The organism is Streptomyces sp. NPDC006458, assembly GCF_040612135.1.
Lineage (GTDB): Bacteria > Actinomycetota > Actinomycetes > Streptomycetales > Streptomycetaceae > Streptomyces.
In genome coordinates this window covers 548,439-573,674 of record NZ_JBEXPR010000001.1, presented here as the reverse complement: position 1 = coordinate 573,674, position 25,236 = coordinate 548,439, and the positions used below count along the sequence as shown (strand labels likewise).

Here is a 25,236-nt window from a genome sequence, read left to right as displayed (position 1 = left end):
CGGACCCCGCTAGGCGTCCCCCGGCCCTGGGCACCCACCCGTCACGTCGCCATCTCCCACATCAGCAGCTCCGCCCGCGAGGCGGCGACGGCCGTCATGTCCCGGGCTTCCGTGATCCGCGCCGAGTCCCCCGCCGCCAGCGGCACGTCGTCCACCCGCACCTCGCCGCGTACGACATGGACGTACAGGTACGCCGCGTCCGGGACGGCCGTGCGCTCCCCCTCGGCCAGCCGCCGCACATGCAGCAGGGCGCCGGCCTCGGGCACGGCGTACGGGGTGGAGTCGGCGATCCCGGTCACGGTCCCGTACACCGGGTCGCCGCCCGGGTCCCTCGGCGCCAGCCACATCTGCAGGAACCTCAGCGGGGTGTCCCCGTCGTTGCGTTCCACATGGCGGACCCCGGCCGCCGAACTGAGGTGCTGGACATCGCCCGGCCGCACCCGGGTCTCCCGGCCCGTGGAGTCGCGGTGGGTCAGCTCGCCCTCGACGACCCAGGTGATCAGCTCGGTGTGGCTGTGCGGATGCTCATCGAAGCCCGCGCCGGGCGCGAGGCGCTCCTCGTTGCAGGCGATCAGCGCGCCGAAGCGGAGGTTGCCGGGGTCGTAGTGCGGCCCGAAGGAGAAGGCGTGCCAGGACTCGATCCCGGCCTGTGGTTCCCCGCCGCGGTAGCGCTCTGCGGCGCGCCGTACGTCCATCACGGACCCACCGTAGACCCCCATGACGCATGCTCCCGTCCGGATAAGGCAGTCTTGTCCCCGTGCCCGAACCCGAAGCCCGCACCCCAGCAGCCGCAACGCGTCCCGTCCATCCGCACGTCGCGACGCTGAAGCGGCTGGAGAAGTCCTCCGGATCGCTCGCCGCGCAGGCCATCGCGCGGATGGACGAGACACTGCCGTGGTACCGGGCGATGCCCCCGGAGAACCGCTCCTGGATCGGGCTCGTCGCCCAGGCGGGTATCGCCGCCTTCACCGAGTGGTTCCGGCACCCGGACGCGCCGCAGGCCATCTCGACCGATGTGTTCGGCACCGCGCCGCGCGAGCTGACCCGGGCGATCACGCTGCGCCAGACCGTGGAGATGGTGCGCACCACCATCGAGGTCATGGAGAGCGCGATCGACGAGGTCGCCGCCCCGGGCGACGAGCGCGTACTGCGCGAGGCGCTGCTTGTCTACGCCCGCGAGATCGCCTTCGCCACCGCGCAGGTGTACGCGCAGGCCGCCGAGGCACGGGGTGCCTGGGACGCGCGTCTGGAGTCGCTGGTGGTGAACGCCGTGCTGAGCGGCGAGGCCGACGAGGGCGCCGTCTCCCGGGCCGCGGCGCTCGGCTGGAACGCGCCGGACCATGTGTGCGTGGTGCTGGGCACGGCGCCCGACGGCGACTCCGAGCTGACCGTGGAGGCCATCCGGCGGGCGGCCCGGCACGCCAAGCTCCAGGTGCTCACCGGGGTCCTGGGCGACCGGCTGGTGGTCATCGCGGGCGGCAGCGACAACCCGCTGGGCGTGGCGAAGTCGCTGATCGGCCCGTACGCGGCGGGTCCCGTCGTCGCCGGGCCCGTGGTGCCCGACCTGCTGGCCGCCACCCGGTCCGCGCAGGCCGCGGCGGCCGGGCTGAAGGCCTGTACCGCCTGGCAGGACGCGCCGCGGCCGGTGCTGGCGGACGATCTCCTGCCGGAGCGCGCCATCGCCGCGGACCCGAGCGCGCGCGAGCAACTGGTGGAGGAGATCTACAGACCGCTGGAGGAGGCCGGATCGGCGCTCCTGGAGACACTGAGCGTGTATCTGGAGCAGGCGAGCAGCCTGGAGGGCGCCGCACGGATGCTGTTCGTGCATCCCAACACCGTGCGCTACCGGCTTCGACGTGTGACTGACGTCACGGGCTGGTCGCCGTCGGATGTTCGGTCGGCGTTCACGCTGCGGATCGCGCTGATCCTGGGGCGTCTGGCCGACGGCGACCAGCCTCTCTAGCGCTTTGTCGGAAGCCCACAAAACCCCCTCGTGTTCTTCGTTCCAGTCCCCACGGGCGGCCGTGCCCGTCCACAAGAGAGAGTGTGAGAGTGTTCGTACTCGTCGCTCCCGGCCAGGGCGCTCAGACGCCCGGCTTCCTGACTCCCTGGCTCGAACTGCCCGGCGCCGCCGACCGGCTGGCCGCCTGGTCCGAGGCCATCGATCTGGACCTCGCCCACTACGGCACGCAGGCCGACGCCGACGCGATCCGCGACACGGCGGTCGCCCAGCCCCTGCTGGTCGCCGCCGGGATACTGTCCGCCTCGGCACTGGGTGCCGTCGCGCCGGGCGCCGTCGCGGGCCACAGCGTCGGTGAGATCACCGCCGCCGCCTTCGCCGGAGTCCTGGACGACACCGCGGCCCTCACCCTCGTACGCAAGCGCGGTCTGGCCATGGCCGAGGCCGCGGCGATCACCGAGACCGGTATGTCGGCCCTGCTGGGCGGCGACCCCGAGGTCTCCGTCGCGCACCTGGAGAAGCTGGGTCTGACCCCGGCGAACGTCAACGGCGCCGGCCAGATCGTGGCCGCGGGCACGCTGGAGCAGCTCGCCGCGCTGGCCGAGGACAAGCCCGAGGGCGTCCGCAAGATCGTTCCGCTCAAGGTCGCCGGTGCCTTCCACACGCACCACATGTCCTCCGCGGTCGACGCACTCGCCAAGGCGGCCGAGGAACTGGCCCCGGCCGACCCGAAGGTCGTCTACGTCTCCAACAAGGACGGCCGCACCGTCGACTCCGGCGCGGAGGTCCTCTCCCGTCTGGTCGGCCAGGTCGCCAACCCGGTTCGCTGGGACCTGTGCATGGAGACCTTCAAGGAACTCGGGGTGACGGCGCTGATCGAGGTGTGCCCCGGCGGTACTCTGACCGGTCTGGCCAAGCGGGCGCTGCCCGGCGTCGCGACGCTGGCCCTGAAGACCCCCGACGACCTCGACGCGGCCCGCGCGCTCATGGCCGAGCACGCCTGACGCGACGTCCCCAGAAGGAGCCGAACGGACATGCCGAAGATCAAGCCCTCCAAGGGCGCCCCGTACGCGCGCATCCTGGGTGTGGGCGGCTACCGGCCGACCCGGGTCGTGCCCAACGAGGTGATCCTCGAGAAGATCGACTCGTCCGACGAGTGGATCCGTTCGCGCTCCGGTATCCAGACCCGCCACTGGGCGAGTGACGAGGAGACGGTCGCCGCGATGTCCGTCGAGGCGTCCGGCAAGGCCGTCGCCGACGCCGGGATCGACGCCGAGCAGATCGGCGCGGTGATCGTCTCGACCGTCTCCCACTTCAAGCAGACTCCGGCCGTGGCCACCGAGATCGCCGACAAGCTGGGCACGGCCAAGGCCGCCGCCTTCGACATCTCGGCCGGCTGCGCGGGCTTCGGCTACGGCCTCACCCTCGCCAAGGGCCTGATCGTCGAGGGTTCGGCCGAGTACGTCCTCGTCATCGGCGTCGAGCGGCTCAGCGACCTGACCGACCTGGAGGACCGCGCGACGGCCTTCCTGTTCGGTGACGGCGCGGGCGCGGTCGTGGTCGGCCCCTCGGACGTGCCGGCGATCGGTCCCACGGTCTGGGGCAGCGAGGGCGACAAGTCCGAGACCATCAAGCAGACCGTGCCGTGGACGGACTTCCGCGACGGCACCGTCGAGCGGTTCCCGGCCATCACGCAGGAGGGCCAGGCCGTCTTCCGCTGGGCCGTGTTCGAGATGGCGAAGGTCGCCAAGGAGGCGCTGGACGCCGCCGGGATCTCGCCCGAAGAACTGGACGTCTTCATCCCGCACCAGGCGAACGAGCGGATCATCGACTCGATGGTGAAGACCCTCAAACTGCCGGAGTCCGTCACCGTCGCCCGCGACGTGCGCACCACCGGCAACACCTCGGCCGCCTCGATCCCGCTCGCGATGGAGCGGCTCCTGGCGACCGGGGAGGCGAAGAGCGGTGACACCGCGCTCGTCATCGGCTTCGGGGCGGGTCTCGTCTACGCCGCCACGGTCGTTACCCTCCCCTAGGCACACTTGCTGCCACACCCTCTGAAACATCTACGAAGGAGCGCCGACATGGCCGCCACTCAGGAAGAGATCGTCGCCGGTCTCGCCGAGATCGTGAACGAGATCGCCGGCATCCCGGTCGAGGACGTCCAGCTGGACAAGTCCTTCACCGACGACCTGGACGTCGACTCGCTGTCCATGGTCGAGGTCGTCGTCGCCGCCGAAGAGCGCTTCGACGTCAAGATCCCGGACGACGACGTCAAGAACCTGAAGACGGTCGGTGACGCCACCGACTACATCCTCAAGCACCAGGCCTGATCAGCCGATCAACCCCCTGGGCTGACTGCCCCGCCACCCGGCGGTGGCGCCGCTGATTCCTCGAATCTGGAGAACGAATTCCCGTGAGCTCGACCAATCGCACCGTGGTCGTCACCGGTATCGGCGCAACCACACCGCTGGGTGGCGACGTGGCCTCCACCTGGGAGGGCCTGGTCGCCGGCAAGTCCGGTGTCAAGCCCCTGGAGCAGGAGTGGGCCGCCGAGCAGGCCGTCCGCATCGCCGCTCCGGTCGCCGTGGAGCCGACCGAGATCATCCCCCGGCCGCAGGCCCGCCGTCTCGACCGCTCGGCGCAGTTCGCGCTGATCGCCGCTCAGGAGGCCTGGAAGGACGCCGGGTTCACCGGCAGGGCCGGCGAGGACGGCAGCATCGACCCCGACCGCCTCGGCGCGGTCATCGCCTCCGGCATCGGTGGCGTGACGACGCTGCTCGACCAGTACGACGTGCTCAAGGAGAAGGGCGTCCGCCGCGTCTCCCCGCACACCGTCCCCATGCTCATGCCGAACGGCCCGTCGGCGAACGTCGGTCTGGCCGTGGGCGCCCGCGCGGGTGTGCACACCCCGGTCTCCGCGTGCGCGTCCGGCGCCGAGGCGATCGGCTACGCCATCGAGATGATCCGCTCCGGCCGCGCGGACGTGGTCGTGGCCGGCGGCACCGAGGCGGCGATCCACCCGCTGCCCATCGCCGCGTTCGGCAACATGATGGCGATGTCCAAGAACAACGACGACCCGCAGGGCGCCTCGCGTCCCTACGACGTCGCCCGCGACGGTTTCGTGCTCGGCGAGGGCGCCGGCGTGATCGTCCTGGAGTCCGCCGAGCACGCGGCCAAGCGCGGGGCCCGCGTGTACGCCGAGGCCGTCGGTCAGGGCGTCTCCGCCGACAGCCACGACATCGTGCAGCCGGAGCCGGAGGGCCGGGGCATCTCGCACGCCCTGCAGAGCCTCCTCGACAACACCGATCTCGACCCGGCCGAGATCGTGCACGTCAACGCGCACGCGACGTCGACGCCGGCGGGTGACATCGCCGAGCTGAAGGCGCTGCGCAAGGTGTTCGGCGACGACGCCGACCACATGGCGGTGTCCGCGACCAAGTCGATGACCGGTCATCTGCTCGGTGGTGCCGGTGGTGTCGAGAGCGTCGCGACCGTGCTCGCGCTGTACCACCGGGTGGCTCCGCCCACCATCAACATCGAGAACCTCGACCCCGAGGCGGAGGCGAACGCCGATGTCGTGCGGGGTGAGGCTCGCAAGCTGCCCGTCGAGGGGCGTATCGCCGCGCTGAACGACTCGTTCGGGTTCGGCGGGCACAACGTGGTGCTGGCGTTCCGTTCGGTCTGACCTGCGGTCTGCTTGGCGGTGGCTCGGGCTCCCTGGTGGGGTTCGGGCCACTCGTCGTTGTTGCGTGCGGTTGCGTTGACGGGTGCGGGTTGTCTGTGGTTCTCGCGCAGTTCCCCGCGCCCCTGGCCGTGCATCCCCCGCCTCGTTGACGGGTGCCGGTTGTCCGTCGTTTTCGCGCAGTTCCCCGCGCCCCTGACCGGTTGTCCGTGGTTTTTGCGGCGTTTCCCGTGTCCCTGGCCTTGCTTCGCTTGCCTCGTTGATGTTTTCAGGGGCGCGGGGAACTGCGCGAAACGCGTCCACGAGGCGCGCCTGACACAAGTGCGGTTCTCAGACCACCTGGTGGAGCCAGCGGACCGGGGCGCCTTCTCCCGCGTACCTGAACGGCTCCAGTTCGTCGTCCCAGGGCTTGCCCAGGAGTTTGGTCAACTCCGCTTCCAGGTCGGTCTCGCCGCGCTGGCTGCGCAGCAGGGCCGCGCGCAGGCGGTCCTCGGGGATGAGGATGTCGCCGTGGATGCCGGTGACGGCGTGGAAGATGCCGAGGTCGGGGGTGCAGCTGTAGCGCTCGCCCTCGGTGGTGGTGCTGGGCTCGGCGGTCACCTCGAAGCGCAGCAGGTGCCAGCCGCGCAGCGCGGAGGCGAGTTTGGAGGCGGTGCCGGCCTCTCCCTGCCAGGAGAACTCCGACCGCCAGGTGCCGGGCGCGGCGGGCTGCCGGATCCAGTCGAGGTTGACGCGGGTGCCGAGCACCCCGGCGACGGCCCACTCGACGTGCGGGCACAGCGCGCGCGGAGCGGAGTGCACGTACAGAACTCCACGTGTCGTCACCGGGACCTCCGGGCAGAGCGGGACAGGCGGGCCGAGCGGCTGGCAGGACAGCCACGCTGATGGCGAGGCTACCGTGCGGCAGGGCAAGGAGTGTGACGTACCGTCGGTCCCAGTGCCCGGAAACACACACCATTCACCCGGCAGGACGCCTTTGCGTGTCCGGACCGTCACCGTCGGCGCATCAGGGAACTCCCGGACGTTGTCATGGTGGGGGTCGGGCGGGACGACTCCTGTCCGCCGGCCGAGGGGATCAGCAGGATGCGCAACCGTGTCTGGAGCGTCGCCGCCGCGCTGACGGCTGCCGTCGTCGGGGTCGCCGGGTGCGACGCGGTGGGCGGGAACTCCCCCGCGCCGTCCGGGACCCGGGCGGGCTCGGCGGCGCCGTCGCCGACGCCCGTGTGGGACCGCAGCCCGGGGTCGGTCGCGGCGGTGGGCGACTCGATCACGCGTGCCTTCGACGCGTGCGGGGTGCTGTCGGACTGCCCGGAGGCGTCCTGGGCGACGGGGAGCAGCGAGGACGTGGACAGTCTGGCCGTCCGGCTGCTGGGGCGGGCACGGGCGGCGGAGCGCAGCTGGAACTACGCGGTGACCGGGGCACGGATGGCCGATCTGCCGAGGCAGATGGCGCGGGCGGTGACCCGCTCCCCGGAGCTGGTCACGGTGATGGCGGGGGCCAACGACGCCTGCCGGGAATCCACGGCGTCGATGACACCCGTGGCGGCTTTCCGGGCCTCCTTCGAGGACGCGTTGCACACCCTGCGCCGCTCCCTGCCCAAGGCGCAGGTGTACGTGGCGAGCGTGCCCGATCTGAAACGGCTGTGGTCGCAGGGCCGTACCAGCGCTCTGGGCAAGGAGGTGTGGAAGCTGGGCATCTGCCCGTCGATGCTGGGCGACGCGGACGCGCTGGACGCGGCGGCCGTCGAGCGGCGCGCGACGGTGCAGCGGCGCGTGGAGGACTACAACGAGGTGCTGCGGGAGCTGTGCGCGAAGGACGAGCGCTGCCGCTTCGACGGGGGCGCGGTGTACGCGTACCGCTTCAGGGTCGGGCAGCTCAGCCGGTGGGACTGGTTCCATCCGAGCGTCGACGGACAGGCCCGGCTCGCGGAGATCGCCTACCGGACCGTCACGGCGGAAGAGACCTGACTTAGGCTCCCCTCGTGATCGAACACTTTGGAACACTTTCCGACGGCACCCCTGTCCACCGCTGCACGCTGGAGCGGGCGGGCGTGCGCGTACGGGTGCTGTCGTACGGCGGCGTCGTGCAGTCCGTCGAGACGCCGGACCGCGAGGGGCGCCGGGCGAACGTGGTGCTGGGGTTCGCCGGGCTGGAGGACTACCTGGAGCATTCGGGGCCGTACCTCGGGGCGCTGGTCGGACGGTACGCGAACCGGATCGCGGGCGGCCGCTTCCCGCTGGACGGGCTGACCTACGCCCTGGAGCAGAACAACGCGCCCAACTCCCTGCACGGCGGCGCGTACGGCTTCGACAAGCGGGTGTGGGACATGACGCCGGTCGAGCACGGCGTCCTGCTGTCGCGGGTCGCCCCGCACGGCGAGGAGGGCTTCCCGGGGCGCCTGGAGATCTCGGCGCGGTACACGCTGGACGCGTCGGGCGCGCTGCGCATCGCCTACGAGGCGGTCACCGACGCGCCGACGGTGGTGAACCTGACGAACCACAGCTACTTCAACCTGGCCGGCTCCGGGCCCGCCGGCGGCCATGAACTGCGCCTCGACGCCTCGCGGTACACCCCCGTCGACGCCGGTCTGATCCCGACCGGCGAGCTCGCCGACGTCACCGGCACCCGCTTCGACTTCCGTGAGCCGCGCGGCATCGGGTCGGGCTACGACCACAACTTCGTGCTGGACAAGGGAGTGACGGCGGAGCCGGTCGAGGTGGCCGAGCTGTACGACCCGGCGTCCGGGCGGGTGCTGACGGTGTCGACCACCGAGCCGGGCCTCCAGCTCTACACCGCCGAGTACCTCTCCGACCCGTTCGCGCCCGGCGACGGCGTCGCGCTGGAGACCCAGCACTTCCCGGACTCTCCCAACCGTCCGGAGTTCCCGACCACGGTGCTGCGGCCGGGGCAGGTGTTCCGTTCGGCGTCGGTGTACGCCTTCTCGGCGCGCTGAGGGAGGGCCTGTCTGTCAGACAGGCCCTGGGCCGGTCGGCGGCCCGCCGGGACGGCCGCCACCACCTCGATCAGCGGCATCCCCGGGACCGCCCACCGGGCGATGCCGCCGCGCGACCGGCTCGGGCTGCTCGGGCCGCCCGGGCTCGTCGGGCTGGTCGGGCCGCTCGGGCCGCTGCCGGGCGGCCATCTGCACACACCGGTGCCGCAGTTCGGGGCCGGGAACACCACTGAGGTGACCGACCCCGAGTTCGTGCGCGACCGACTGGACCTGGTCGCCCGGGTACGGGCGGTCCTCGCGGTGACCGTCAGTGCGACGGGGCGAACGCGAGGCTGACGCCGAGGCCCGCCAGAAGGGAGCCGATGACCTTGTTGAGGACCTTCTGGGCGCGCAGCATCGCGGTCCGCATGCGCTCCTGCGAGAAGAACACGGCGACCACGCCGAACCACATCAGGTGGGCGAACGACATGAACAGGCCGTAGCCCGCCTGCTGCCACAGCGGTGTGCCGGGGCCGACCACCTGGGCGAAGGTGGAGACGACGAACAGGGTCGTCTTGGGGTTGAGGACGTTGGTGAGGAAGCCGCTGCGCAGCGCGGCGAGCGGGGTCAGGCCGGTCTTGTGCTCCAGGTCGACCTTCAGCTCGCCGCGGTTGCGGAAGGTGCGCACGCCGATGTACACGAGGTAGGCGGCGCCGGTGAGTTTGATGACGGTGAACAGGAAGGTGGAGGAGGCGATCAGCAGGCCCACGCCGAGCATGGTGTAGGTGACGTGGACCAGCACACCGGCGGCGACCCCGGTCGCTGCGAGCAGGCCGGTGCGGCGGCCGTGCAGATAGCTGTTGCGGACGATCATGGCGAAGTCGGCGCCGGGGGCGACGACGGCCAGGACGGTGATGACGGCGACGGCGAGTATCTCGGTCACGCGGTGACGTTCTCCTCTTCTGTCTCGGCCCCCTCGGCCTCCTCGCCGACGGTCTCCTCGCCGAGCAGGTCACGGACCATGAGGGTGGCGCCCGCGACCGCGCCCGGCATCAGGAAGACGGCCACGAAGGGGACCAGGAAGGCCATGCCGAGGGGCGTTCCGAAGCCCCAGACCAGGGTCTTGCGGGAGCGCAACAGGGTGAGGCGGTCGCGCAGTTCGACACCGCGGCGCTGGAGGGCGACGGCGGCCAGCTCCTCGGTGAGGAAGAAGCCGGTGACGAAGAAGCCGAGCACGGGCACGACGGTCTGGCCGAAGACGGGGATGAACCCCAGCGCGAACAGCAGCACACCCCAGCACAGGGCGCGTACGACGATCCGCAGGCTGTCCCGCGCGGAGATCAACAGCTCCCGCCACAGCGGCAGCCCCGACTCGGGCGCGGTGCCGTCGGGCGAGACGTCCCGGTCGACCTGCTCCGACAGGCTCTCGTAGAAGGGCTGCCCGATCAGCAGTGTCACCGCGGTGAAGGTGAGCACGGCCAGCAGCAGGCCGAGCGCCCACAGCACGGCGGTGAGGAAGGCGCGGAACAGCCCGTCCCAGGGGCTCGACCAGTCGTCGGCGAACGGCGTCGCCCACGTCACGAAGTCGTCGCCCCACACGGCCAGCGCGACCAGTGCCGCGGCGTACAGGACCATCGTGATCAGCCCCGGGATCAGTCCGAACTCGTACTGCTTCCCGTGCCGGGCCACCCACCGCTGGCCCTTGACCAGGTACTTGAAACCCACCCCAAGATCGCGCATGGGCGCACTCTATCGGGCGAGGGTCGGGCCATCCGGGGGATGGCTGGCGCGCAGGTGCCTCTTGTTGCGGTTGAGTCGAACAGGTACATCTCGCCGTACCGATCCCAGGAAGCCCGGAGGAGGTACGTGTGCGCACCACCGCAAGCGCCCTGATCGCCCTCGCTCTCTCAGCCAGCTCCCTCCTGCTCACCGGTCCGGCCGGCGCCCGGCCCGAGCCCGTCACCCGGCCCGGTCCCGCCCTCGACACCGGCGCCGCCGACCTGTCGGCGGACTCCGCCCGGCGGGCCCTCACCGACCCCGCCCCCGACCTCGCGGGCGCGGCCCGCGGTTATCCGCGCCGGCAGGTGCTCGCGCCCGAGCCGGAGAACCCCGCCGACCGCTCGCTCAAGCTGGGCCTCGTCCCGTACCACGGCATCGCGCCGCGGCTCAACGCGCTCCAGGCGCTGGGCGACCGGGTGAGCGTGGAGGTGACGGGGCGCTCGGCGGGCGGGCACCGGCTATATCTGGTCACGGTGACCGCGCCGGAGTCGGCGGCGCGGGCGCGGGCGCAGGAGCGGATGCGCGTGGTCGTCAGCGGCCCGCGCGCGGTCCTGTTCGGCACCGAGCCGCTCTTCCGGGCCCACCCCAAGGGGGAATTCCCCCAGGTGGCCCGGGCATTGTTGACCATGGCGCAGGCCCGCAGAGGCTGAGTCGACGTTGGAGGAGAGCGGATGACGCAGGAGATCCACGGCACCGTCGCCGACGGCTACGAGGCGGTGCGCGAGGAGTTCGCCGCGTTCGTGGCGGACGAACGCCCCGACTACGAGGGGCAGTTGTGTGCCTATGTGCACGGCAGACGGGTCGTGGACCTGTGGGCGGGCGACGGCGCGCACGGCGACTCGCTGTACGGCGTTTTCTCCACCACCAAGGGTGCTGCGCACCTCGTGGTCGCGCTGCTCGTGCAGGACGGCACCCTCGAACTGGACCGGAAGGTCACGTACTACTGGCCGGAGTTCGGCGCCGAGGGCAAGGGTGCGGTGACCCTGCGGGATCTGCTGGCGCACCGGGCGGGTGTGGTGGGGCTGGACGCCGGGTTCAGCCGGGAGGAGCTGGCCGACGACCGGGCGGTCGCCGAGCGGCTCGCCGACCAGCGGCCGTTCTGGCGGCCCGGCGCGGCGTTCGGCTACCACGCGCTGGTGATCGGCGCGCTCACCGGTGAGGTCGTGCGGCGGGCGACCGGCAGGACGACCCAGGAGCTGTTCGAGGAGCGGGTGCGGGCGCCGTACGGGCTGGACTTCTTCCTGGGTCTGCCCGAGGCGCTGGAGCCGCGCTACCGCAGCATGCGGCCGATGGTGCCGACGCCGCGGCAGCAGGCCGCGCTGGACGCGGCGCCGACCGGGCGGCACTCGCTGACCTCGATCGCCTACAACTCCCATGTCCCGGACCCGGGGGAACTGGTGGACCACGCCAACTCCCGTGCCGTCCGGGCGAAGGGTCCCGCCTCGACGGGCGGGGTCGCGGCCGCGCGCGGTATCGCCGGGATGTACGCGGCGGCGATCAGCGAGGTGGACGGGCGTCCGCCGCTGCTGAAGCCGGACACCGTCGCGGAGGTCGGCCAGATCCACTCCGTCGGCCACGACCTGGTGGCCCGCACGCACAAGGCGTTCGGGCTGGGCTTCCAGGCGACCGCCGCAAACTGGTACCCGTTCCTGGGCGCCGGTTCCTTCGGCCACAGCGGCGCCGGCGGCTCCCAGGGCTTCGCCGACCCGCGCGCGGGGCTGGCGTACGGCTACACGCGGCGCCGGTGTTCCTTCCCCGGCGGGGCGGCCCTGGAGAACGAGCGGTTCGTGACGGCCGTGCACGGCGTGGCCCTGGCCGGCTGAGCGCACGGCGTGCCCCGGCCGGCCTGCGCACGGGTGAGGGCCGCACCCCACGTCCAGGGGTGCGGCCCTCGTCGTACGCAACGACCGGTGTCAGACGAGCGTCACGGTGATGTTCCCGCGGGTCGCCTTCGAGTACGGGCAGATCTCGTGGGCCTGCTTGATCAGCGTGGCCGCCGTCTCGGCGTCGGCGTTCGGGATGTCGGCCGAGATCTCGACGACGATGCCGAAACCGTCCTTGTTCTTGCCGATGCCGACCTTCGCGGTGACGGTCGAACCGGAGACGTCGGCGCCCTCCCGGCGGGCGGCGACGGCGAGAGCGCCCTGGAAGCAGGCGCTGTAGCCGGCGGCGAACAACTGCTCCGGGTTGGTTCCGGCGCCGCTGCCGCCCATCGCGACGGGCGGGTTGACGACGACGTCGAGCCTGCCGTCGTCGGTGGCGACCCGGCCGTCGCGGCCGTTCTCGGCGGTGGCGACGGCCGTGTACAGGACATCGGACTGCTGGATGGGCATGCGGTGGTCTTCCTCCTCGTCCGCCGCGGCTCGCGCCCACGATCGACGGCGGGTCCGGAAAGAAGTTACCGCATACCGGAAAGCAAGCACCAGAGCCGCCGCCGGGGCCAGTGCCGGGGCAGCGGGGCAGCGGGGCAGCCGCCGGAGCGACGCCCGGCATCGGCTCCGCGGCGCCCGGCTACAGCTTGACGATCATCTTTCCGGTGTTGTCGCCGCGCAGGACCCCGAGGAACGCCTCCAGGTTGTTCTCGATGCCCTCGACGACCGTCTCGCGGTACTTCAGCGCGCCCGAGGCGACCCAGGGGCCGACCTCGCGCACGAACTCCGGCTGGAGGTCGTTGTGGTCGTTGACCAGGAAGCCCTCGATACGGCCGCGGGTCTGGATCAGCCGGGCGAGGTTCCTGGGGCCGGGCGCCGGCTCCGTGTTGTTGTAGACCGAGATCATGCCGCAGACGGCGATCCGGCCGCCCTGGTTCAGGGAGCCGATCGCGGCCTCCAGGTGGTCGCCGCCGACATTGTCGAAGTACACGTCGACGCCGTCCGGCGCGGCCGCGCGCAGTTGCTCGGCGACGGGGCCGCTCTTGTAGTTGAAGGCGGCGTCGAAGCCGTACTCCTCGACCAGCAGCTTGACCTTGTCGTCGGAGCCGGCCGAGCCGATCACCCGCGAGGCGCCCTTCAGCTTCGCTGTCTGGCCGACCTGGCTGCCGACCGCACCCGCGGCGCCGGAGACGAACACGACGTCGCCCTCCTTGAAGGCGGCCGTGCGCAGCAGGCCCGCGTACGCGGTCAGGCCGGTCATGCCCAGCACGCCGAGGTACGTGGACAGGGGCGCGGCGTTCGCGTCGACCTTGATGGCGTGCTGGGCACCCAGGACGGCGTACTCGCGCCAGCCGAAGAAGTGCAGGAGGTGGTCGCCGACGGCGATGCCCTCCGCGTTCGAGGCGACGACCTCGCCGACCGCGCCGCCCTGCATGACCTTGCCGAGCTCGAAGGGGGCGACGTAGGACTTGGCGGCGCTCATGCGGCCGCGCATGTACGGGTCGACCGACACGTACAGATTCCGCACCAGGACCTGCCCCTCGCCGGGGGTGGGGACCTCGGTCTCCACCAGGGCGAAGTCCTCGGCCTTGGGCCAGCCCACGGGACGGCTGAGCAGGTGCCACTCGCGGTTGATCATGGGGGGGGTGCCTTTCGGGATCGCCTGGGCAGATTACTTCAGCATCTGAAACAACCATGAGGGTGAATATTTCAGGTTGTCAAGTAATAGGGGTAGGGTTGAGTCATGGCCGATCCCGCACGAACCCGCCCCGACGAGCTGACTCTGGAGGTCGTCGACCTCATCGCCTCGGTCGTCGCTCGCTACCACGAGGAGTACGAGGAGGCCGCGGCCGAGCACGCGTTGACCGGGGCGCAGGCGAAGCTGCTGGGGCTGTTGACGCTGGAGGCGCTGCCGATGCGGAAGCTGGCGCAGCGGCTGAAGTGCGAGCCGTCGAATGTGACGGGGATCGTGGATCGGCTGGAGGCGCGGGGGCTGGTGGCCCGGCAGCCGGATCCCGCCGATCGGCGGGTGAAGGTGGCGGTGGTCACGGAGGAGGGGCGGCGGGTGGCTCGGAGTCTGCGGGAGTCTCTGCGGTTTGCTCGGGAGCCGTTGGCGGGGTTGTCGGTGGATGAGCGGGTTTCCCTGCGGGGGCTGTTGCGGCGGATGCTCGAGTCTGCGCCGTAGGGGTTTGTCGCCACGGTTGCTCTCGGTCGCTCACGGCTGCGCGGTGGAGCCTGCCGCTGGGTTTCGGGGTTCCGCCCGTCGCGGCCGGTCGCGCAGTTCCCCGCGCCCCTTGAGGGGTGCCCGGTTGTCGCGTTTCCGGTTCATCGTGGCCGGTCGCGCAGTTCCCCGCGCCCCTTAAGTGGGTGCCCCCGACGTCGACCACCACGAACGCCACGGCTCGAACAGGCGCAGCAAGCCGACAGCAAGCGCCACCGCGTGAAGGAGCGCGGGGAACTGCGCGAGCAACCACATACGGCCGGAAGCCGACGCCAAGCCGCAAGCCCTTGCCCCTCACAACGGCGCACCCAACAGCCGACGCCAGCGACACCCCCAAAGGGGCGCGGGGAACTGCGCGAGCAACCACCCGCGGCAGGAAGCCGAAAACAGGCCCAAACCCTCGCCTCGCACAACGGCGCACGCGACGGCCGACGTCGATATGCGGCTCCGCCGCGGGGGCCCGGGGGCCCTGGGGCCGACAGCCGTGACGTCGGCTACGTGCACCACCACAGGAAGCGGTCGCAAGACTCCGAGGGGGAGGGGTGCGGAACCTGGGTCTCCGTGGGCGAGGGGGTGGGCGCCGGGGCCGACTCCTGGGTGGGGGCGGGGTCGTCGGCGGGGGGCGTGGTGGGGGTCGGCTCGGTGGCTGGTGATTCGGAGGCCGGGGTGGCCTCCGGGGACGCGGACCGGGTCGCCGAGTCCGAGTCCGAGGGCGACGGGGACGGGGACGGGGACGCCGGTGAGGCCGAGGCGCTCGCAGCGGATTCCGCGGGGGTGACCGGGTCGGAGAGCGGGTCGGCCGAGGTGTCGGCGCCCGCTTCTCCCGAGGTGCCCCCGTCCGGCTCCTGGTCGCTCCCGGCCGCGGCCGGCCGCGGCGAGGAGCCCGGCGCCTCCAGACCCAGCTCGGCGAGACCGAGCCCGCCCGCCGCCAGCACGAAGCCCGCCGCGACGAATGCCGTACGACGGCGGCGCCGGCGATGCGCGGCGGCCTTGCGGTCGCGGCGACTCACGCCGGAGCGGCGGGAGGCGCGGGACGGCGGGACGGGGCCACCCGCCGTGCCGCCGTCTGCGCCGCCCTCCGGGTCGTCGACGGGACCGCCCTCCGTGTCACCGTCGGCACCGCCCTCGTACGCGAGCCGGTCGTCGTACGCGGGCTCCGCGGGGAGCTGGTCGGCCGGCAGGCCGCATCCCGGGCAGGTGAGCGCGCCGTTGAGGTGCCGTCGGCACGGGTGGCAGTAATCCATGACGCCGGAAGATTAAGTTCCCGACACAGCAGGTTCCTAGGTGTCCCCGTGAAGGTTCTGTAGGGAAGCGGCCGTTCCGGCGTGGCGCGTTGGGAAGGCGGGGGTCTCAGAAGTACCGAAACCGTTATCTCTGCGACCCATTGACACCTCCGCCACCCCGTCCTTACTGTCACGGCATTTCGAACGCGTGTCGAAATACCGAACAGATGACGTTCGCGAGGGGCAACTGCCTTGCGCATCACCGGAATCAGCACCACGTGGAAGGTCGTCGGCGAGGGCTTCCGCAACTGCCAGGTGTGCGACCGCTGCCACGCCGGCGAGACCACCCTGTGCACGGCCGGGTACGAGGAGACCGGGTTCACCGAGCCCGGCGCGATGGCGGCCACCCGGCGGGGTCGGGACGGCGCTCGGCGCGATCATCGGCGGACTGGTGCTGGGTGTGCTGGACAACGGCATGAACCTGGTCGGTATCGGCACGGACTGGCAGCAGGTCATCTAGGGACTGGTGCTGCCGGCCGCGGTGGGCTTTGACGTGTGGAACAAGCGGAGGGTCGGTTCGTAGGCCTCGGTCGCTTCGGTTCGTCGCCGGCCGCGGGCAGTATGCGGTGGCTCGCGCGGTTCCCCGCGCCCCTGCGGGCGTCGTCCGACCCCGCCCGTGAAGGAACTCTTCGGCACGCTCGCCGCACGGGACGAAGGCCCACCGCTCCACGGTCCGCTCCTTCGGCGCGTGAACCGGCTCACGTTCCCCATGAGTTGAACACCACCACCGCCGTCTCCGTATGGATGGGCGGCCCGTGCTCCCCCGCGTCGGGCCACCCAGAAACGGAGGGTCCCTTGACGACCGGCAACGTCACCTCGCTGTTCCGCAGCACCTCGGCGCACAGTCCGTCGATGGCGGCGCTGGCGCGCGAGGGAGGCGACGGGGCCGGTCCGGTGGACTTCTGCATCCCGTGCAACCCCTACTTCCCCACCCCGGCGATGTTCGACGAGATGGCGGCCCGGCTGCGGGACATCATCACGTACTACCCGAGCAGCGCCGACACCATCACCGCCGAGCTGTGCTCCCTGCTCGGACTTCCGCCGCAGTGCGTGGCGATGGGCAACGGCTCCACGGAGCTCATCACCTGGATCGATCATCTGCTGGTCCGGGAGTCCCTCGCCATCCCCGTCCCCACCTTCGGCCGCTGGACCGACCAGCCCATGGAGACCGGCAAACGCGTCGACATGTTCCCGCTCCAGGAGTCCAGCGGCTTCGCCCTCGACCTCGCCCAGTACGCCGCGTTCATCCGCTCGCGGGGCACCCGGGTCGCGGTCCTGTGCAACCCCAACAACCCCGACGGCGGCTATCTGCACCGGCACCACGTGGTGCAGTTCATGGACGCCATGGCCGATCTGGACCTGGTCGTCATCGACGAGAGCTTCCTGGAGTTCGCCGACGCCGAGGCCGACCCGTCCGTCGTGCAGGAGGCGATGCTGCGGCCCAACGTGGTCGTGCTGCGCAGCCTCGGCAAGAACTTCGGCCTGCATGGCATCCGCTTCGGCTATCTGGTCGCCAACCCGGCGCTGGCGGGCAAGGTCCGTTCCATGCTCCCCAAGTGGAACCTCAACTCCTTCGCCGAGCACGTGGTGTTCATGCTGAAGGAGCACGGGCCGGAGTACGCGCAGAGCCTCCAGCAGGTCCGCCGCGACCGGATGGAGATGTCCAGCGCCCTGTCCTCGCTGCCCGGCCTCACCGTCTACCCCTCCCAGGGCAACTTCCTCTTCGTGCGTCTGCCCGTAGGAGCCGAGGGCACCGTGGTCCGCGACCGGCTGCTCACCGAGCACCGGCTGCTGGTCCGTGAGTGCGGCAACAAGATCGGTTCCTCCAGCCGCTTCCTGAGACTCGTGGTGCGCCCCCAGGTCGACGTGCGTCGCCTGGTGTCCGGCCTGGAACAGGTGCTCTACGGGACCAGGAGGGGAGCGGCCGCCGTGCCCGAGCTGAGCACCGGGACCAGCTACAGCTCGGGCACGGCGGCCGTGGATCGGCTGATGGGCGCGACGAACGGCGTGGGCCTGGCGATGCCGGCCCCTGCCGCGATGGCGGCGGCCCCCATGGCGGTCCCCGCCGCGATGGCGGCCCCGGCCGCCGCCATGGCCGTCCCGCCCGTGATGGAGGCCCCCGCGCCGATGCCGGCGCCCGCACCCATGGCCGTCGCACCCCAGCCGGTCGCCGCGGCCCCGGCCGTCCCGGCCCCCCAGCCGATTCCCGCCGCCATGGGACTCACGCCACCCGGTGTGCCCGCCCAGGGCGGTCTCACCGCCGCCGAGGTCAGAGGCACGAACGGGCTGACGCCGGCGCCCGCGACGGGCTGGCCGAACACCCCCAGCTGGCCGATGGCCGCCGGGTGAGCGCGGGAACGCCTTCAGCGGCCGTCCGACTCCCTCACCCCTGAAGCCGGCCGCCCGCCGCCGCCTCCAGCACCGCCACCGTCTCCGGGCAGGGTCCCCGCCGCGCCCACTCCAGCGGGGTCAGGCCCATGCCGCCGTCCTCACGCAGGGACGGGTCGGCGCCGCCGGTGAGGAGGGCCCGCACCGTGGGCGTGTGGCCCCAGCAGGCCGCCGCGCACAGCGGGGTGCCCTCCGAGCCGTGGCCGCTCTCCGTGTCGGGGTCGGCTCCGGCCGCCAGCAGCAGACGGACGATCTCCGTCCCGCCCTGGACGGACGCCTGGTAGAGCGGTGTCGTGCCGTCCGGGTCCGGGGCGTTGGGGTCCGCGCCCGAGCGCAGCAGGGTCCGGACCTCGTCGGCCCGCCCGAGCAGTGCCGCCGTCACGAGCCGCCGGGCCGACTTCTTCCGTCCGCGTCTGTTCACGGCCGCCGAGCCTAGGGCCTGCCGTTCGCCCGGGCGCCCCGGTTTCCGCGGAGGCTCCGATGCCCGCCGTACCGCGTAATCCTCCCGTGGCGGGCCGGTCGGAGGCCCGTCGTGCGGCTCCCGCCCGGACACAATGACCGCGCACCCGCCCCCCCACGGACCGTCAGGGAGGCTCCCATGGAGCTGAGCAGACGCACCTTCCACACTCTCGCCGGCGCGACGGCCCTGGGTCTCGCCCTGGACGGGACGGCGACCGCGCACGCCCGTCCCGGCACCGCGCCGCCCCCGGCCGCCGACGCCCTGCGGCACACGGTCGGCTTCGACCGCCACTCCCTCCTCGTGGACGGCCGGCGCGTGTTCGTCTGGTCCGGCGAGATGCACCCCTACCGGCTGCCCAGCCCCTCCCTGTGGCGGGACGTGCTGCAGAAGATGCGGGCGTACGGCTACAACGCGGTCAGCGTCTACGTCGCCTGGAACGTCCACTCCCCCGCCCCCGGCCGCTACGACTTCACCGGCGTCCGGGACCTGGACCTGTTCCTGCGCACGGCCGCCGAGACGGGACTGTTCGTCATCCTGCGGCCGGGCCCGTACGTCAACGCCGAGGTCGACGCCGGAGGCTTCCCCGGCTGGCTGACCGCCACCGCGGGCACCGCCCGCACCAGCGACCCGACGTATCTGGGCCATGTCGACGCGTGGCTGACCGCGGTGAACCGGATCGTCGCCCGCCATCTGTACACCCAGGGCACCGGCACGGTCCTGCTCTACCAGATCGAGAACGAGTACGACGCCCATGTCGACCAGCCCGCCGGCCGCGACTACATGGCCCACCTCTACGCCAAGGTCCGCGCCGACGGAATCGACGTGCCCCTCTTCCACAACGACAACGGGCGCAACGGATTCTGGGTGCCCGGGTCGTTCGACACGGGCGGGGAGACGGGCCGCTGGCTCTACGGGTTCGACGGCTACCCGAGCCCGTCCAAGACCCCGCCGGACTGGGGGTACTTCGGCAGCGGCGGCAGCAAGGGCGGCGCCACCGCCAGCCCCGACACACCCGGCTTCGTACCGGAGTTCGGGGGCGGCTGGTTCGACCCGTGGGGCGGGGTGGAGTTCAAGGGCAAGGGGTACGCGGAGTCCCGCCGCACCCGTGACGCGGCGTACGAGCGGCGGTTCTACCTCACCAACCTCGCCAACGGCATCACCCTGCACAACGTCTACATGACCTTCGGCGGCACCAGCTGGGGCTGGCTGCCCTCGCCCCAGGTCTACACGTCGTACGACTACGGCGCCGCCTTCGACGAGGGCCGGAACGCCACCGCCAAGCTCGTCCCGATGCACCAGCTCGGCCATCTGCTGCAACGTGTGACGGACTTCGCCGAACTCGTCAGGGCGGCGGAGGTGAAGGCGGCCGACCAGCGCGTGAAGGTGTACCACCTGACCGCGGCGTCCACCGGTGCCCATGTCTACGTCCTGCGCAACGACAGCGCGGACCCGGTCGCCACCACCGTCCCCGTGGGCGGTGTCCAGCTGCCGGTCTCCGTGCCGGGACAGGACGCCCGGCTGCTGGCCGCCGGACTGCGGCTGGGGCGGCGGACGCTGCGGTACTCCTCCGCACAGCCCATGCTCGGGCTCACGGCCGGACGGCAGGACGTCCTCGTCCTGACCGGGCGGCGCGGCGAGGCCACCCGCACCGCGCTGGAGTGGGCGGGCGAGCCCGAGGTGCGGGTGCTGGAAGGGGAGGCGGAGCACACGTACCAGGACGGCGCCCTGCGCGTCGACGCCCGGCTCGACGGCCTGACCCGGCTGTCGATCAGCGGGGGCGGGGCGGCCGCGCCGGTACTGCTGCTGCTCTGCGACGACGAGACCTCGGTGCGGCTGTGGCCGTACGAGACGCCCTCCGGGTCGGTGCTCGTGCACGGCCCGGCGCTGCTGCGGACGGCCGCGCTTGACGGGGCCGCGCTGCATCTGACCGGGGACACCGTCGACGCTGCCGAGCTGGAGGTATGGGCACCGCGCGGCGTCCGGGAGGTCACCTGGAACGGCGTGGCCGTGCGCACCGGCGACACCCCCTCGGGCGGCCTGCGCGCCGACACCGCGCTCACCGGAGTCGGCCCCGTCGCGCTGCCCTCGCTGAGCGGCGGCTGGCGGCGCCGGGAAGAGAACCCGGAGTCCGCGCCCGGCTTCGACGACTCCGCCTGGCGGCGCGCCGACCTGACGGCCTCGTCCAGCACCACCCCCGTGCCCGCGGGACAGCCCGTGCTCTTCGCCGACGACTACGGCTTCCACTACGGCGACGTCTGGTACCGGGGCCGCTTCACCGACGCCACCGGCGCCGTGTCCCTCTCCCTCGGCTACAGCACCGGCACCCAGGGCCTGCTGATGGCCTGGCTGGACGGGGTCGCGCTGGGCCGGCACCGGATGCCGGTGCCGGACAGCACCACCGTACGCAAGGGCAGTTGGCAGGCCACCGCCGAGCTGGCCGTGCCGGAGCGGCTGCGCACCCGCGGGGAGCACGTGCTGTCGGTGCTGGTCCGGCGGATGCAGCACGACATGGACGGCAAGTCCCTGGACACCCACAAGGCCGCGCGCGGCCTGACCGAGGCCGCCTTCACCGGGGCCGCGCCGCGGATCGCCTGGCGGTTGCAGGGCGAGACGGCGCACGACCCGGTGCGCGGGCCGCAGAACAACGGCGGCCTGTACGGCGAGCGGCAGGGCTGGCACCTGCCGGGACATCCGGACGCGGACTGGACGGCCGTCGAGATGCCGGGCGCGGCGAAGCGGCTCGGGGTGACCTGGTACCGCCGCTCGTTCCGGCTGGACGTCGACGCGGGCACCGACGCCTCGGTCGGGCTGGTCCTGAACGACGACCCGGCACTCGCCTACCGCGCGCAGATCTTCCTCAACGGCTGGAACATGGGCCAGTACATCAACGACGTGGGCCCGCAGCACACGTTCGTGCTGCCGGGCGGCATCCTGCGCACCCGCGGCACCAACACCCTCGCCCTCGCGGTGCTGTCCGACGGCACCACCGCGTCCGGGCCGGGCGAGGTGCGGCTGACGCTGCTGGGCGCGGCGGCCGGCGGAGTACCGGTCGACCTGGTGGACTCCCCCGGCCGCTGACCGGACTCAGGCGAGCCGGATCACAGGCGGAGTTCGGACAGTTCGGTGCCAGCGGGGCGGTTGGCGTACTCCTGGAGTTCGATCGCCTCGGCCACGCCGCGGGTGCCGAGGCCGACCGCCATCACCGGCTCGGCCCGGGGGCCGATCCTCTTGAGGAACGCGATGAACTCGCGTCAATGGGTCGCACAGCGGCCCGGGAGGCGGTTTCCGGCCAAGGGCGGCCACAGGCGGTCGTTCCCGGTCTGACAACGGTCCCTGGATCGAGTGACGCGGGCCGTTCTCCCCGCGTAGGCTCGAACGGCCCGCCCTACGGCGGTGGAAGGGGGCGCGATGGACAGCGCGGGGGCGCGCGGGAAAGCGGCCCGGGTGGCCGCGGCACTCTGGCGGCCGAGGTCGGCCTCCGCCATGCGCGGACTGGCTCGCGACCTCAGAGCCGCGCTCAGCGACCGGCCGCGGCAGCCCGCCGACGTGCGCGAGCTGTGCCGGGCGCTGTGCGAGGAGATGAGTACGCGGCGCGGCGGCAGACCCGTCGAGCTGCGCTTCGAGCGGTTCCCGGACGAGATCGAAGTGACCGGGCTGTGCCTGGAGTTCCAGGACTTCGACCTGGTCATCGTCGAGGAGCGGGCCGAGGCCTCCCAGCAACTGGTGATCCTCGGGCACGAGTTGTGGCATCTGCACGCCGGCCACCGGCATCTGCACGGACCCGGACACGCGGCCGCCGCGCACGCGCTGGCCGGATTCGGCGGCTCCGCCCTCACCGTCGCCGCCCGCAACGGCTCCCGCCAGGCCGACGAGGCGCAGGCCGACGAGTTCGGCCACCGCCTCGCCACCGCCTTCCGGCCGCTGCTGACCGGCCCGGACCCGCACACGCCCCTCGACCCCGTCCAGCGGTCCATGGGCTACCGGGGACGCGGGGGTTCGGCACGGTGACCCCCGCCCTCGGCGGGCCGCTCGCGCTGACCGCGCCCCGCCTGCTCATCGATCTCGACCTGGCCATCTGGCTGCCGACCGCGCTGCTGGCCACCGCCCTGGCGATCAAGCTGCCCAGCATCGTCAAGATGTGGCGGGATCCGCTGCTGCGCGCGGTGGGCGGACTGCTGCTGTTCGGCTGCGCGGTGTTCGTCTTCGCGGCCCCCTCCACCGTCGCCTGGACCAACCGCGTCACCGGCGTGCCCAACATCGCCGCGCCCTGGGTGTACTCCCTGCTCACCGCGCTGTGCGCGTCCTGGCTGCTGCTGATCGTCGCCTGGCGCAACGGCGCCGACCGTTCGGACGCCACCCGCCGGGCGACCCGCCGGGTCGTCGCCGTCTACGCGGGCGTGGTCGTCACCCTCTGGGTGCTGTTCGCGTGCGCGGACGTGTCCGTGGAGCGGACCCGCGATCTGGACACGTACTACGCGAACACGCCGTTCATGCGCGAGCAGATCGTGCTCTACCTGCTCGCCCACACCCTGGCGTGCGCTGTCACGGCCCGGCTGATCTGGAACTGGATCCGCACCGACGGCCTCGACGCCTGGCTGCGCTGGGGGCTGCGCCTCCTGGGCGTCGGTTACACCACGAACCTGCTGTTCGACGCGTCCAAGCTGACCGCCGTCGCGGCCCGCTGGACGGGCCGTGACCTGGACTGGCTGAGCACGTACGTGGCACCGGTCGCCGCCTGTCTGTCGGCCACCCTCGTCGCGGTGGGCTTCATCGTCCCGCACGCCGGCCAGTACCTGCACGAGACCTGGCGGCTGCGGGCCCAGCGCCGCCGGCTGCGGCCCCTGTATCTGCTGACGTGCTCGGTCACCGGCGGCCGCGAGCCCTACGACCCGCGCGCCACCGGTGAGTTGCGGCTGATCCGCCGCGAGACCTTCATCCGCGACGCCCTGCTCCAGCTGTCCCGGTACCTCGACGACGGACTGCGCTCCCGGTCCCGGGACGCGGCCGGGCATCTCGGCCACGCGCCCGACCGGGCCGAGGCCCTGGCCGCCGCCGTGGCGCTCCTGGCCGCCGTCGAGACCCGGCGGCTCCACCCCGACTGCGAGGGCAACGGCTCCGCGGACACCGCGTATCTGATGCGCGAGATCCAGTCCGTGTCGCTGGCCCTGCGCCGCCCCGAGGAGATCGAGGCGGTCCGCGTCCGTGCGACCGCCCCGGCAGAAAGTGCCCCTGCATGACCGAACGCGCCACCCCCGACGGCAGAACGGCCGTGGTTCTCGGGGGGTCCCACTCCGGCATGCTCGCCGCCCGCGCCCTGACCGCCGTCGCGGACCGGGTCGTCGTCGTCGAGCGTGACACCCTGCCGACCGGCCCCGCCCCCCGCAAGGGGCTGCCCCAGGCCCGGCACGCCCACATGCTGTGGTCGGGCGGTGCCCGGGCGGTGGAGGAACTGCTGCCGGGCATCACCGGCGTTCTGCGCGCCGCCGGGGCCCATCGCATGCCGGTGACCACGGGCATCGTGGCGCTGTCCGCCTGGGGCTGGTTCCGCCGCTGGCCCGAGTCGCACCATGTGATCCTGGCCGGCCGCGACCTGCTGGACGCCACGGTCCGCGCGCGGGTCCTCGCCGACGAGCGCGTCCGACTCCTGGACGGCACCGAGGTGTCGGGCCTGACCGGCACGGCCGCGGCAATCACCGGGGTACGGGTCCGGCCGCGCGACGGAGGCGAGGAGCGGGTCCTGGAGGCGGGCCTGGTCGTCGACGCCACCGGGCGCGGCTCGGCGCTGCCGGGCTGGCTGCGGTCCCTCGGGCTGCCCGCCCCCGAGCGCCGCGAGGTCGACTCCGGTCTCGCCTACGCCAGCCGCCTCTTCCGGGCCCCCGAGCAGGCACGCACCGGCTTCCCCATCGTCAACGTGCAGCCCGACCCGCGCGCCCAGGGCCCCGGCCGGGCCGGGTTCCTGCTGCCCATCGAGGACGGCAACTGGATCGTCACCCTCTCCGGCACCCGCGGCGGCACGCCCTCCCCCGACACGGCCGACTTCGCCCGCTTCGCCCGCGAGGAGCTGCGCCACCCGCTGATCGCCGACCTCGTCGAACGCGCCGAGCCGCTCACCGACGTGTCCTTCACCCGGACGACCGTCAACCGCCGCCAGTTCTACGAGCGCATGCCGCGCTGGCCCGAGGGCCTGGTCGTCCTCGGCGACGCGCTCGCCGCGTTCAACCCGGTCTACGGCCACGGGCTCGCCGCCGCCGCGCAGAGCGCGCTGGTCCTGCGGGACGTGACACGCCGTCACGGCTGGGGCACGCCGGGCGTCGCCCGCCGCGTCCAGCGGGCGGTGGCCCGGCCGGTGGGCGCGGCGTGGGACCTCGCCATCAGCCAGGACGTCTTCTACCCGGGCGCCACCGACCGCGGGCCCACACTGCGGGAGCGGCTGGTGGCCGAATACGTGGGGCGGCTGATGCTCACGGCCACGGGCAACGGCCGGATCGCGCGCCGGGTGACGGATGTGACGTCCCTGGAGCGCGGCGGTGCGGTGCTGCTGACGCCCGGTGTGCTGCTGGCGGCGGCGGTCGGCCCGCTCAGACCGGCGCTGAACGGGCCGCCGTTGACCGTGGCGGAGCGGAAGGCGGCGGGGCTGCCGTAGCCCGGCGGGCGGG

General features: G+C 72.5%; 23 protein-coding genes and 3 pseudogenes. 18 read left to right on the top strand and 8 right to left on the bottom strand.

Features of this window, described 5'->3' with window-relative positions; translation table 11 throughout:
* Positions 1 to 41 precede the first annotated feature (41 nt).
* Complete coding sequence (locus ABZZ79_RS02695) at positions 42 to 695, bottom strand: pirin family protein (RefSeq protein ID WP_356685869.1); 654 nt, start codon at positions 693 to 695, stop codon at positions 42 to 44.
* A 62-nt stretch (positions 696 to 757) separates the two neighbouring features.
* Between ABZZ79_RS02695 and fasR the strand changes: the two genes are divergently transcribed.
* From fasR to fabF, 5 genes are all read left to right on the top strand, one after another.
* The gene (fasR, locus tag ABZZ79_RS02690; protein ID WP_356685654.1) at positions 758 to 1,963 is read left to right on the top strand and encodes a fatty acid biosynthesis transcriptional regulator FasR; all 1,206 of its coding nucleotides are present in this window, start codon (positions 758 to 760) and stop codon (positions 1,961 to 1,963) included.
* 89 nt (positions 1,964 to 2,052) lie between these two features.
* Positions 2,053 to 2,964, top strand: coding sequence for an ACP S-malonyltransferase (locus tag ABZZ79_RS02685; protein WP_356685652.1), 912 nt, complete (start codon positions 2,053 to 2,055; stop codon positions 2,962 to 2,964).
* A 30-nt stretch (positions 2,965 to 2,994) separates the two neighbouring features.
* Positions 2,995 to 3,996 carry a ketoacyl-ACP synthase III gene (locus ABZZ79_RS02680; protein ID WP_356685650.1) on the top strand — a complete coding sequence of 334 codons (1,002 nt, stop codon included), beginning with the start codon at positions 2,995 to 2,997 and terminating at the stop codon, positions 3,994 to 3,996.
* A gap of 48 nt (positions 3,997 to 4,044) precedes the next feature.
* Positions 4,045 to 4,293 carry an acyl carrier protein gene (locus ABZZ79_RS02675; RefSeq protein WP_004931691.1) on the top strand — a complete coding sequence of 83 codons (249 nt, stop codon included), beginning with the start codon at positions 4,045 to 4,047 and terminating at the stop codon, positions 4,291 to 4,293.
* An 83-nt stretch (positions 4,294 to 4,376) separates the two neighbouring features.
* The gene (fabF, locus tag ABZZ79_RS02670; RefSeq protein ID WP_356685648.1) at positions 4,377 to 5,648 is read left to right on the top strand and encodes a beta-ketoacyl-ACP synthase II; all 1,272 of its coding nucleotides are present in this window, start codon (positions 4,377 to 4,379) and stop codon (positions 5,646 to 5,648) included.
* Positions 5,649 to 5,975: 327 nt separating this feature from the next.
* Here the strand turns inward: fabF and ABZZ79_RS02665 are convergent, their stop codons facing one another.
* Positions 5,976 to 6,470 carry a DUF3145 domain-containing protein gene (locus ABZZ79_RS02665; RefSeq protein ID WP_356685646.1) on the bottom strand — a complete coding sequence of 165 codons (495 nt, stop codon included), beginning with the start codon at positions 6,468 to 6,470 and terminating at the stop codon, positions 5,976 to 5,978.
* 258 nt (positions 6,471 to 6,728) lie between these two features.
* Here ABZZ79_RS02665 and ABZZ79_RS02660 point away from each other — a divergent pair, with 258 nt between their 5' ends.
* From ABZZ79_RS02660 to ABZZ79_RS02650, 3 genes and pseudogenes are all read left to right on the top strand, one after another.
* Entirely contained in the window at positions 6,729 to 7,613 is an 885-nt protein-coding gene (locus ABZZ79_RS02660) for an SGNH/GDSL hydrolase family protein (protein WP_356685644.1), read from the top strand.
* Between the two features lie 14 nt (positions 7,614 to 7,627).
* Positions 7,628 to 8,599 (top strand): aldose epimerase family protein, encoded by a 972-nt coding sequence (locus ABZZ79_RS02655; RefSeq protein WP_356685642.1) that lies wholly within the window; start codon positions 7,628 to 7,630, stop codon positions 8,597 to 8,599.
* A 174-nt stretch (positions 8,600 to 8,773) separates the two neighbouring features.
* A pseudogene (locus tag ABZZ79_RS02650) lies at positions 8,774 to 8,935 on the top strand (pyroglutamyl peptidase); the annotation flags it as partial.
* Here ABZZ79_RS02650 and ABZZ79_RS02645 read toward each other — a convergent pair.
* The gene (locus ABZZ79_RS02645) at positions 8,907 to 9,521 is read right to left on the bottom strand and encodes a LysE family transporter (protein WP_356685640.1); all 615 of its coding nucleotides are present in this window, start codon (positions 9,519 to 9,521) and stop codon (positions 8,907 to 8,909) included. The pseudogene ABZZ79_RS02650 and the gene ABZZ79_RS02645 overlap by 29 nt on opposite strands.
* Positions 9,518 to 10,318 (bottom strand): EI24 domain-containing protein, encoded by an 801-nt coding sequence (locus ABZZ79_RS02640; RefSeq protein ID WP_356685638.1) that lies wholly within the window; start codon positions 10,316 to 10,318, stop codon positions 9,518 to 9,520. Before ABZZ79_RS02640 ends, ABZZ79_RS02645 begins: the two co-directional genes overlap by 4 nt.
* Positions 10,319 to 10,446: 128 nt before the next feature.
* Between ABZZ79_RS02640 and ABZZ79_RS02635 the strand changes: the two genes are divergently transcribed.
* Both ABZZ79_RS02635 and ABZZ79_RS02630 read left to right on the top strand, forming a co-directional pair.
* Positions 10,447 to 11,007, top strand: coding sequence for a hypothetical protein (locus tag ABZZ79_RS02635; RefSeq protein WP_356685636.1), 561 nt, complete (start codon positions 10,447 to 10,449; stop codon positions 11,005 to 11,007).
* 21 nt (positions 11,008 to 11,028) lie between these two features.
* On the top strand, positions 11,029 to 12,180 hold the full coding sequence (locus tag ABZZ79_RS02630) for a serine hydrolase domain-containing protein (RefSeq protein WP_356685634.1): 1,152 nt from the start codon (positions 11,029 to 11,031) through the stop codon (positions 12,178 to 12,180).
* Between the two features lie 90 nt (positions 12,181 to 12,270).
* Here ABZZ79_RS02630 and ABZZ79_RS02625 read toward each other — a convergent pair whose 3' ends face one another.
* Positions 12,271 to 12,690 (bottom strand): organic hydroperoxide resistance protein, encoded by a 420-nt coding sequence (locus tag ABZZ79_RS02625; RefSeq protein ID WP_356685632.1) that lies wholly within the window; start codon positions 12,688 to 12,690, stop codon positions 12,271 to 12,273.
* Positions 12,691 to 12,868: 178 nt separating this feature from the next.
* Positions 12,869 to 13,867 (bottom strand): NADP-dependent oxidoreductase, encoded by a 999-nt coding sequence (locus tag ABZZ79_RS02620; protein WP_356685631.1) that lies wholly within the window; start codon positions 13,865 to 13,867, stop codon positions 12,869 to 12,871.
* Positions 13,868 to 13,972: 105 nt separating this feature from the next.
* Between ABZZ79_RS02620 and ABZZ79_RS02615 the strand changes: the two genes are divergently transcribed.
* Positions 13,973 to 14,413 (top strand): MarR family transcriptional regulator, encoded by a 441-nt coding sequence (locus ABZZ79_RS02615; RefSeq protein WP_356685629.1) that lies wholly within the window; start codon positions 13,973 to 13,975, stop codon positions 14,411 to 14,413.
* Positions 14,414 to 14,943: 530 nt separating this feature from the next.
* Here ABZZ79_RS02615 and ABZZ79_RS02610 read toward each other — a convergent pair.
* Positions 14,944 to 15,693 (bottom strand): hypothetical protein, encoded by a 750-nt coding sequence (locus ABZZ79_RS02610; RefSeq protein WP_356685627.1) that lies wholly within the window; start codon positions 15,691 to 15,693, stop codon positions 14,944 to 14,946.
* 261 nt (positions 15,694 to 15,954) lie between these two features.
* Here ABZZ79_RS02610 and ABZZ79_RS02605 point away from each other — a divergent pair.
* The 3 genes and pseudogenes from ABZZ79_RS02605 to ABZZ79_RS02595 form a co-directional block, all read left to right on the top strand.
* A pseudogene (locus ABZZ79_RS02605) lies at positions 15,955 to 16,080 on the top strand (dehydrogenase); the annotation flags it as partial.
* Between the two features lies 1 nt (position 16,081).
* Positions 16,082 to 16,255 (top strand): annotated as a pseudogene (locus ABZZ79_RS02600) (sugar ABC transporter permease); the annotation flags it as partial.
* 329 nt (positions 16,256 to 16,584) lie between these two features.
* Entirely contained in the window at positions 16,585 to 18,081 is a 1,497-nt protein-coding gene (locus tag ABZZ79_RS02595; RefSeq protein ID WP_356685867.1) for a histidinol-phosphate transaminase, read from the top strand.
* A gap of 34 nt (positions 18,082 to 18,115) precedes the next feature.
* Here ABZZ79_RS02595 and ABZZ79_RS02590 read toward each other — a convergent pair whose 3' ends face one another.
* Complete coding sequence (locus ABZZ79_RS02590; RefSeq protein ID WP_356685625.1) at positions 18,116 to 18,541, bottom strand: ankyrin repeat domain-containing protein; 426 nt, start codon at positions 18,539 to 18,541, stop codon at positions 18,116 to 18,118.
* Positions 18,542 to 18,718: 177 nt separating this feature from the next.
* Here ABZZ79_RS02590 and ABZZ79_RS02585 point away from each other — a divergent pair, with 177 nt between their 5' ends.
* From ABZZ79_RS02585 to ABZZ79_RS02570, 4 genes are all read left to right on the top strand, one after another.
* Entirely contained in the window at positions 18,719 to 21,658 is a 2,940-nt protein-coding gene (locus tag ABZZ79_RS02585; RefSeq protein WP_356685623.1) for a beta-galactosidase, read from the top strand.
* Between the two features lie 330 nt (positions 21,659 to 21,988).
* Complete coding sequence (locus ABZZ79_RS02580) at positions 21,989 to 22,588, top strand: toxin-antitoxin system, toxin component family protein (protein WP_356685621.1); 600 nt, start codon at positions 21,989 to 21,991, stop codon at positions 22,586 to 22,588.
* A 41-nt stretch (positions 22,589 to 22,629) separates the two neighbouring features.
* The gene (locus tag ABZZ79_RS02575) at positions 22,630 to 23,817 is read left to right on the top strand and encodes an MAB_1171c family putative transporter (protein ID WP_356685865.1); all 1,188 of its coding nucleotides are present in this window, start codon (positions 22,630 to 22,632) and stop codon (positions 23,815 to 23,817) included.
* Positions 23,814 to 25,223, top strand: a complete 1,410-nt coding sequence (locus tag ABZZ79_RS02570; protein ID WP_356685619.1) for an FAD-dependent oxidoreductase — start codon at positions 23,814 to 23,816, stop codon at positions 25,221 to 25,223. The genes ABZZ79_RS02575 and ABZZ79_RS02570 overlap by 4 nt, the downstream gene beginning before the upstream one ends.
* The last annotated feature ends 13 nt before the right edge of the window (positions 25,224 to 25,236 follow it).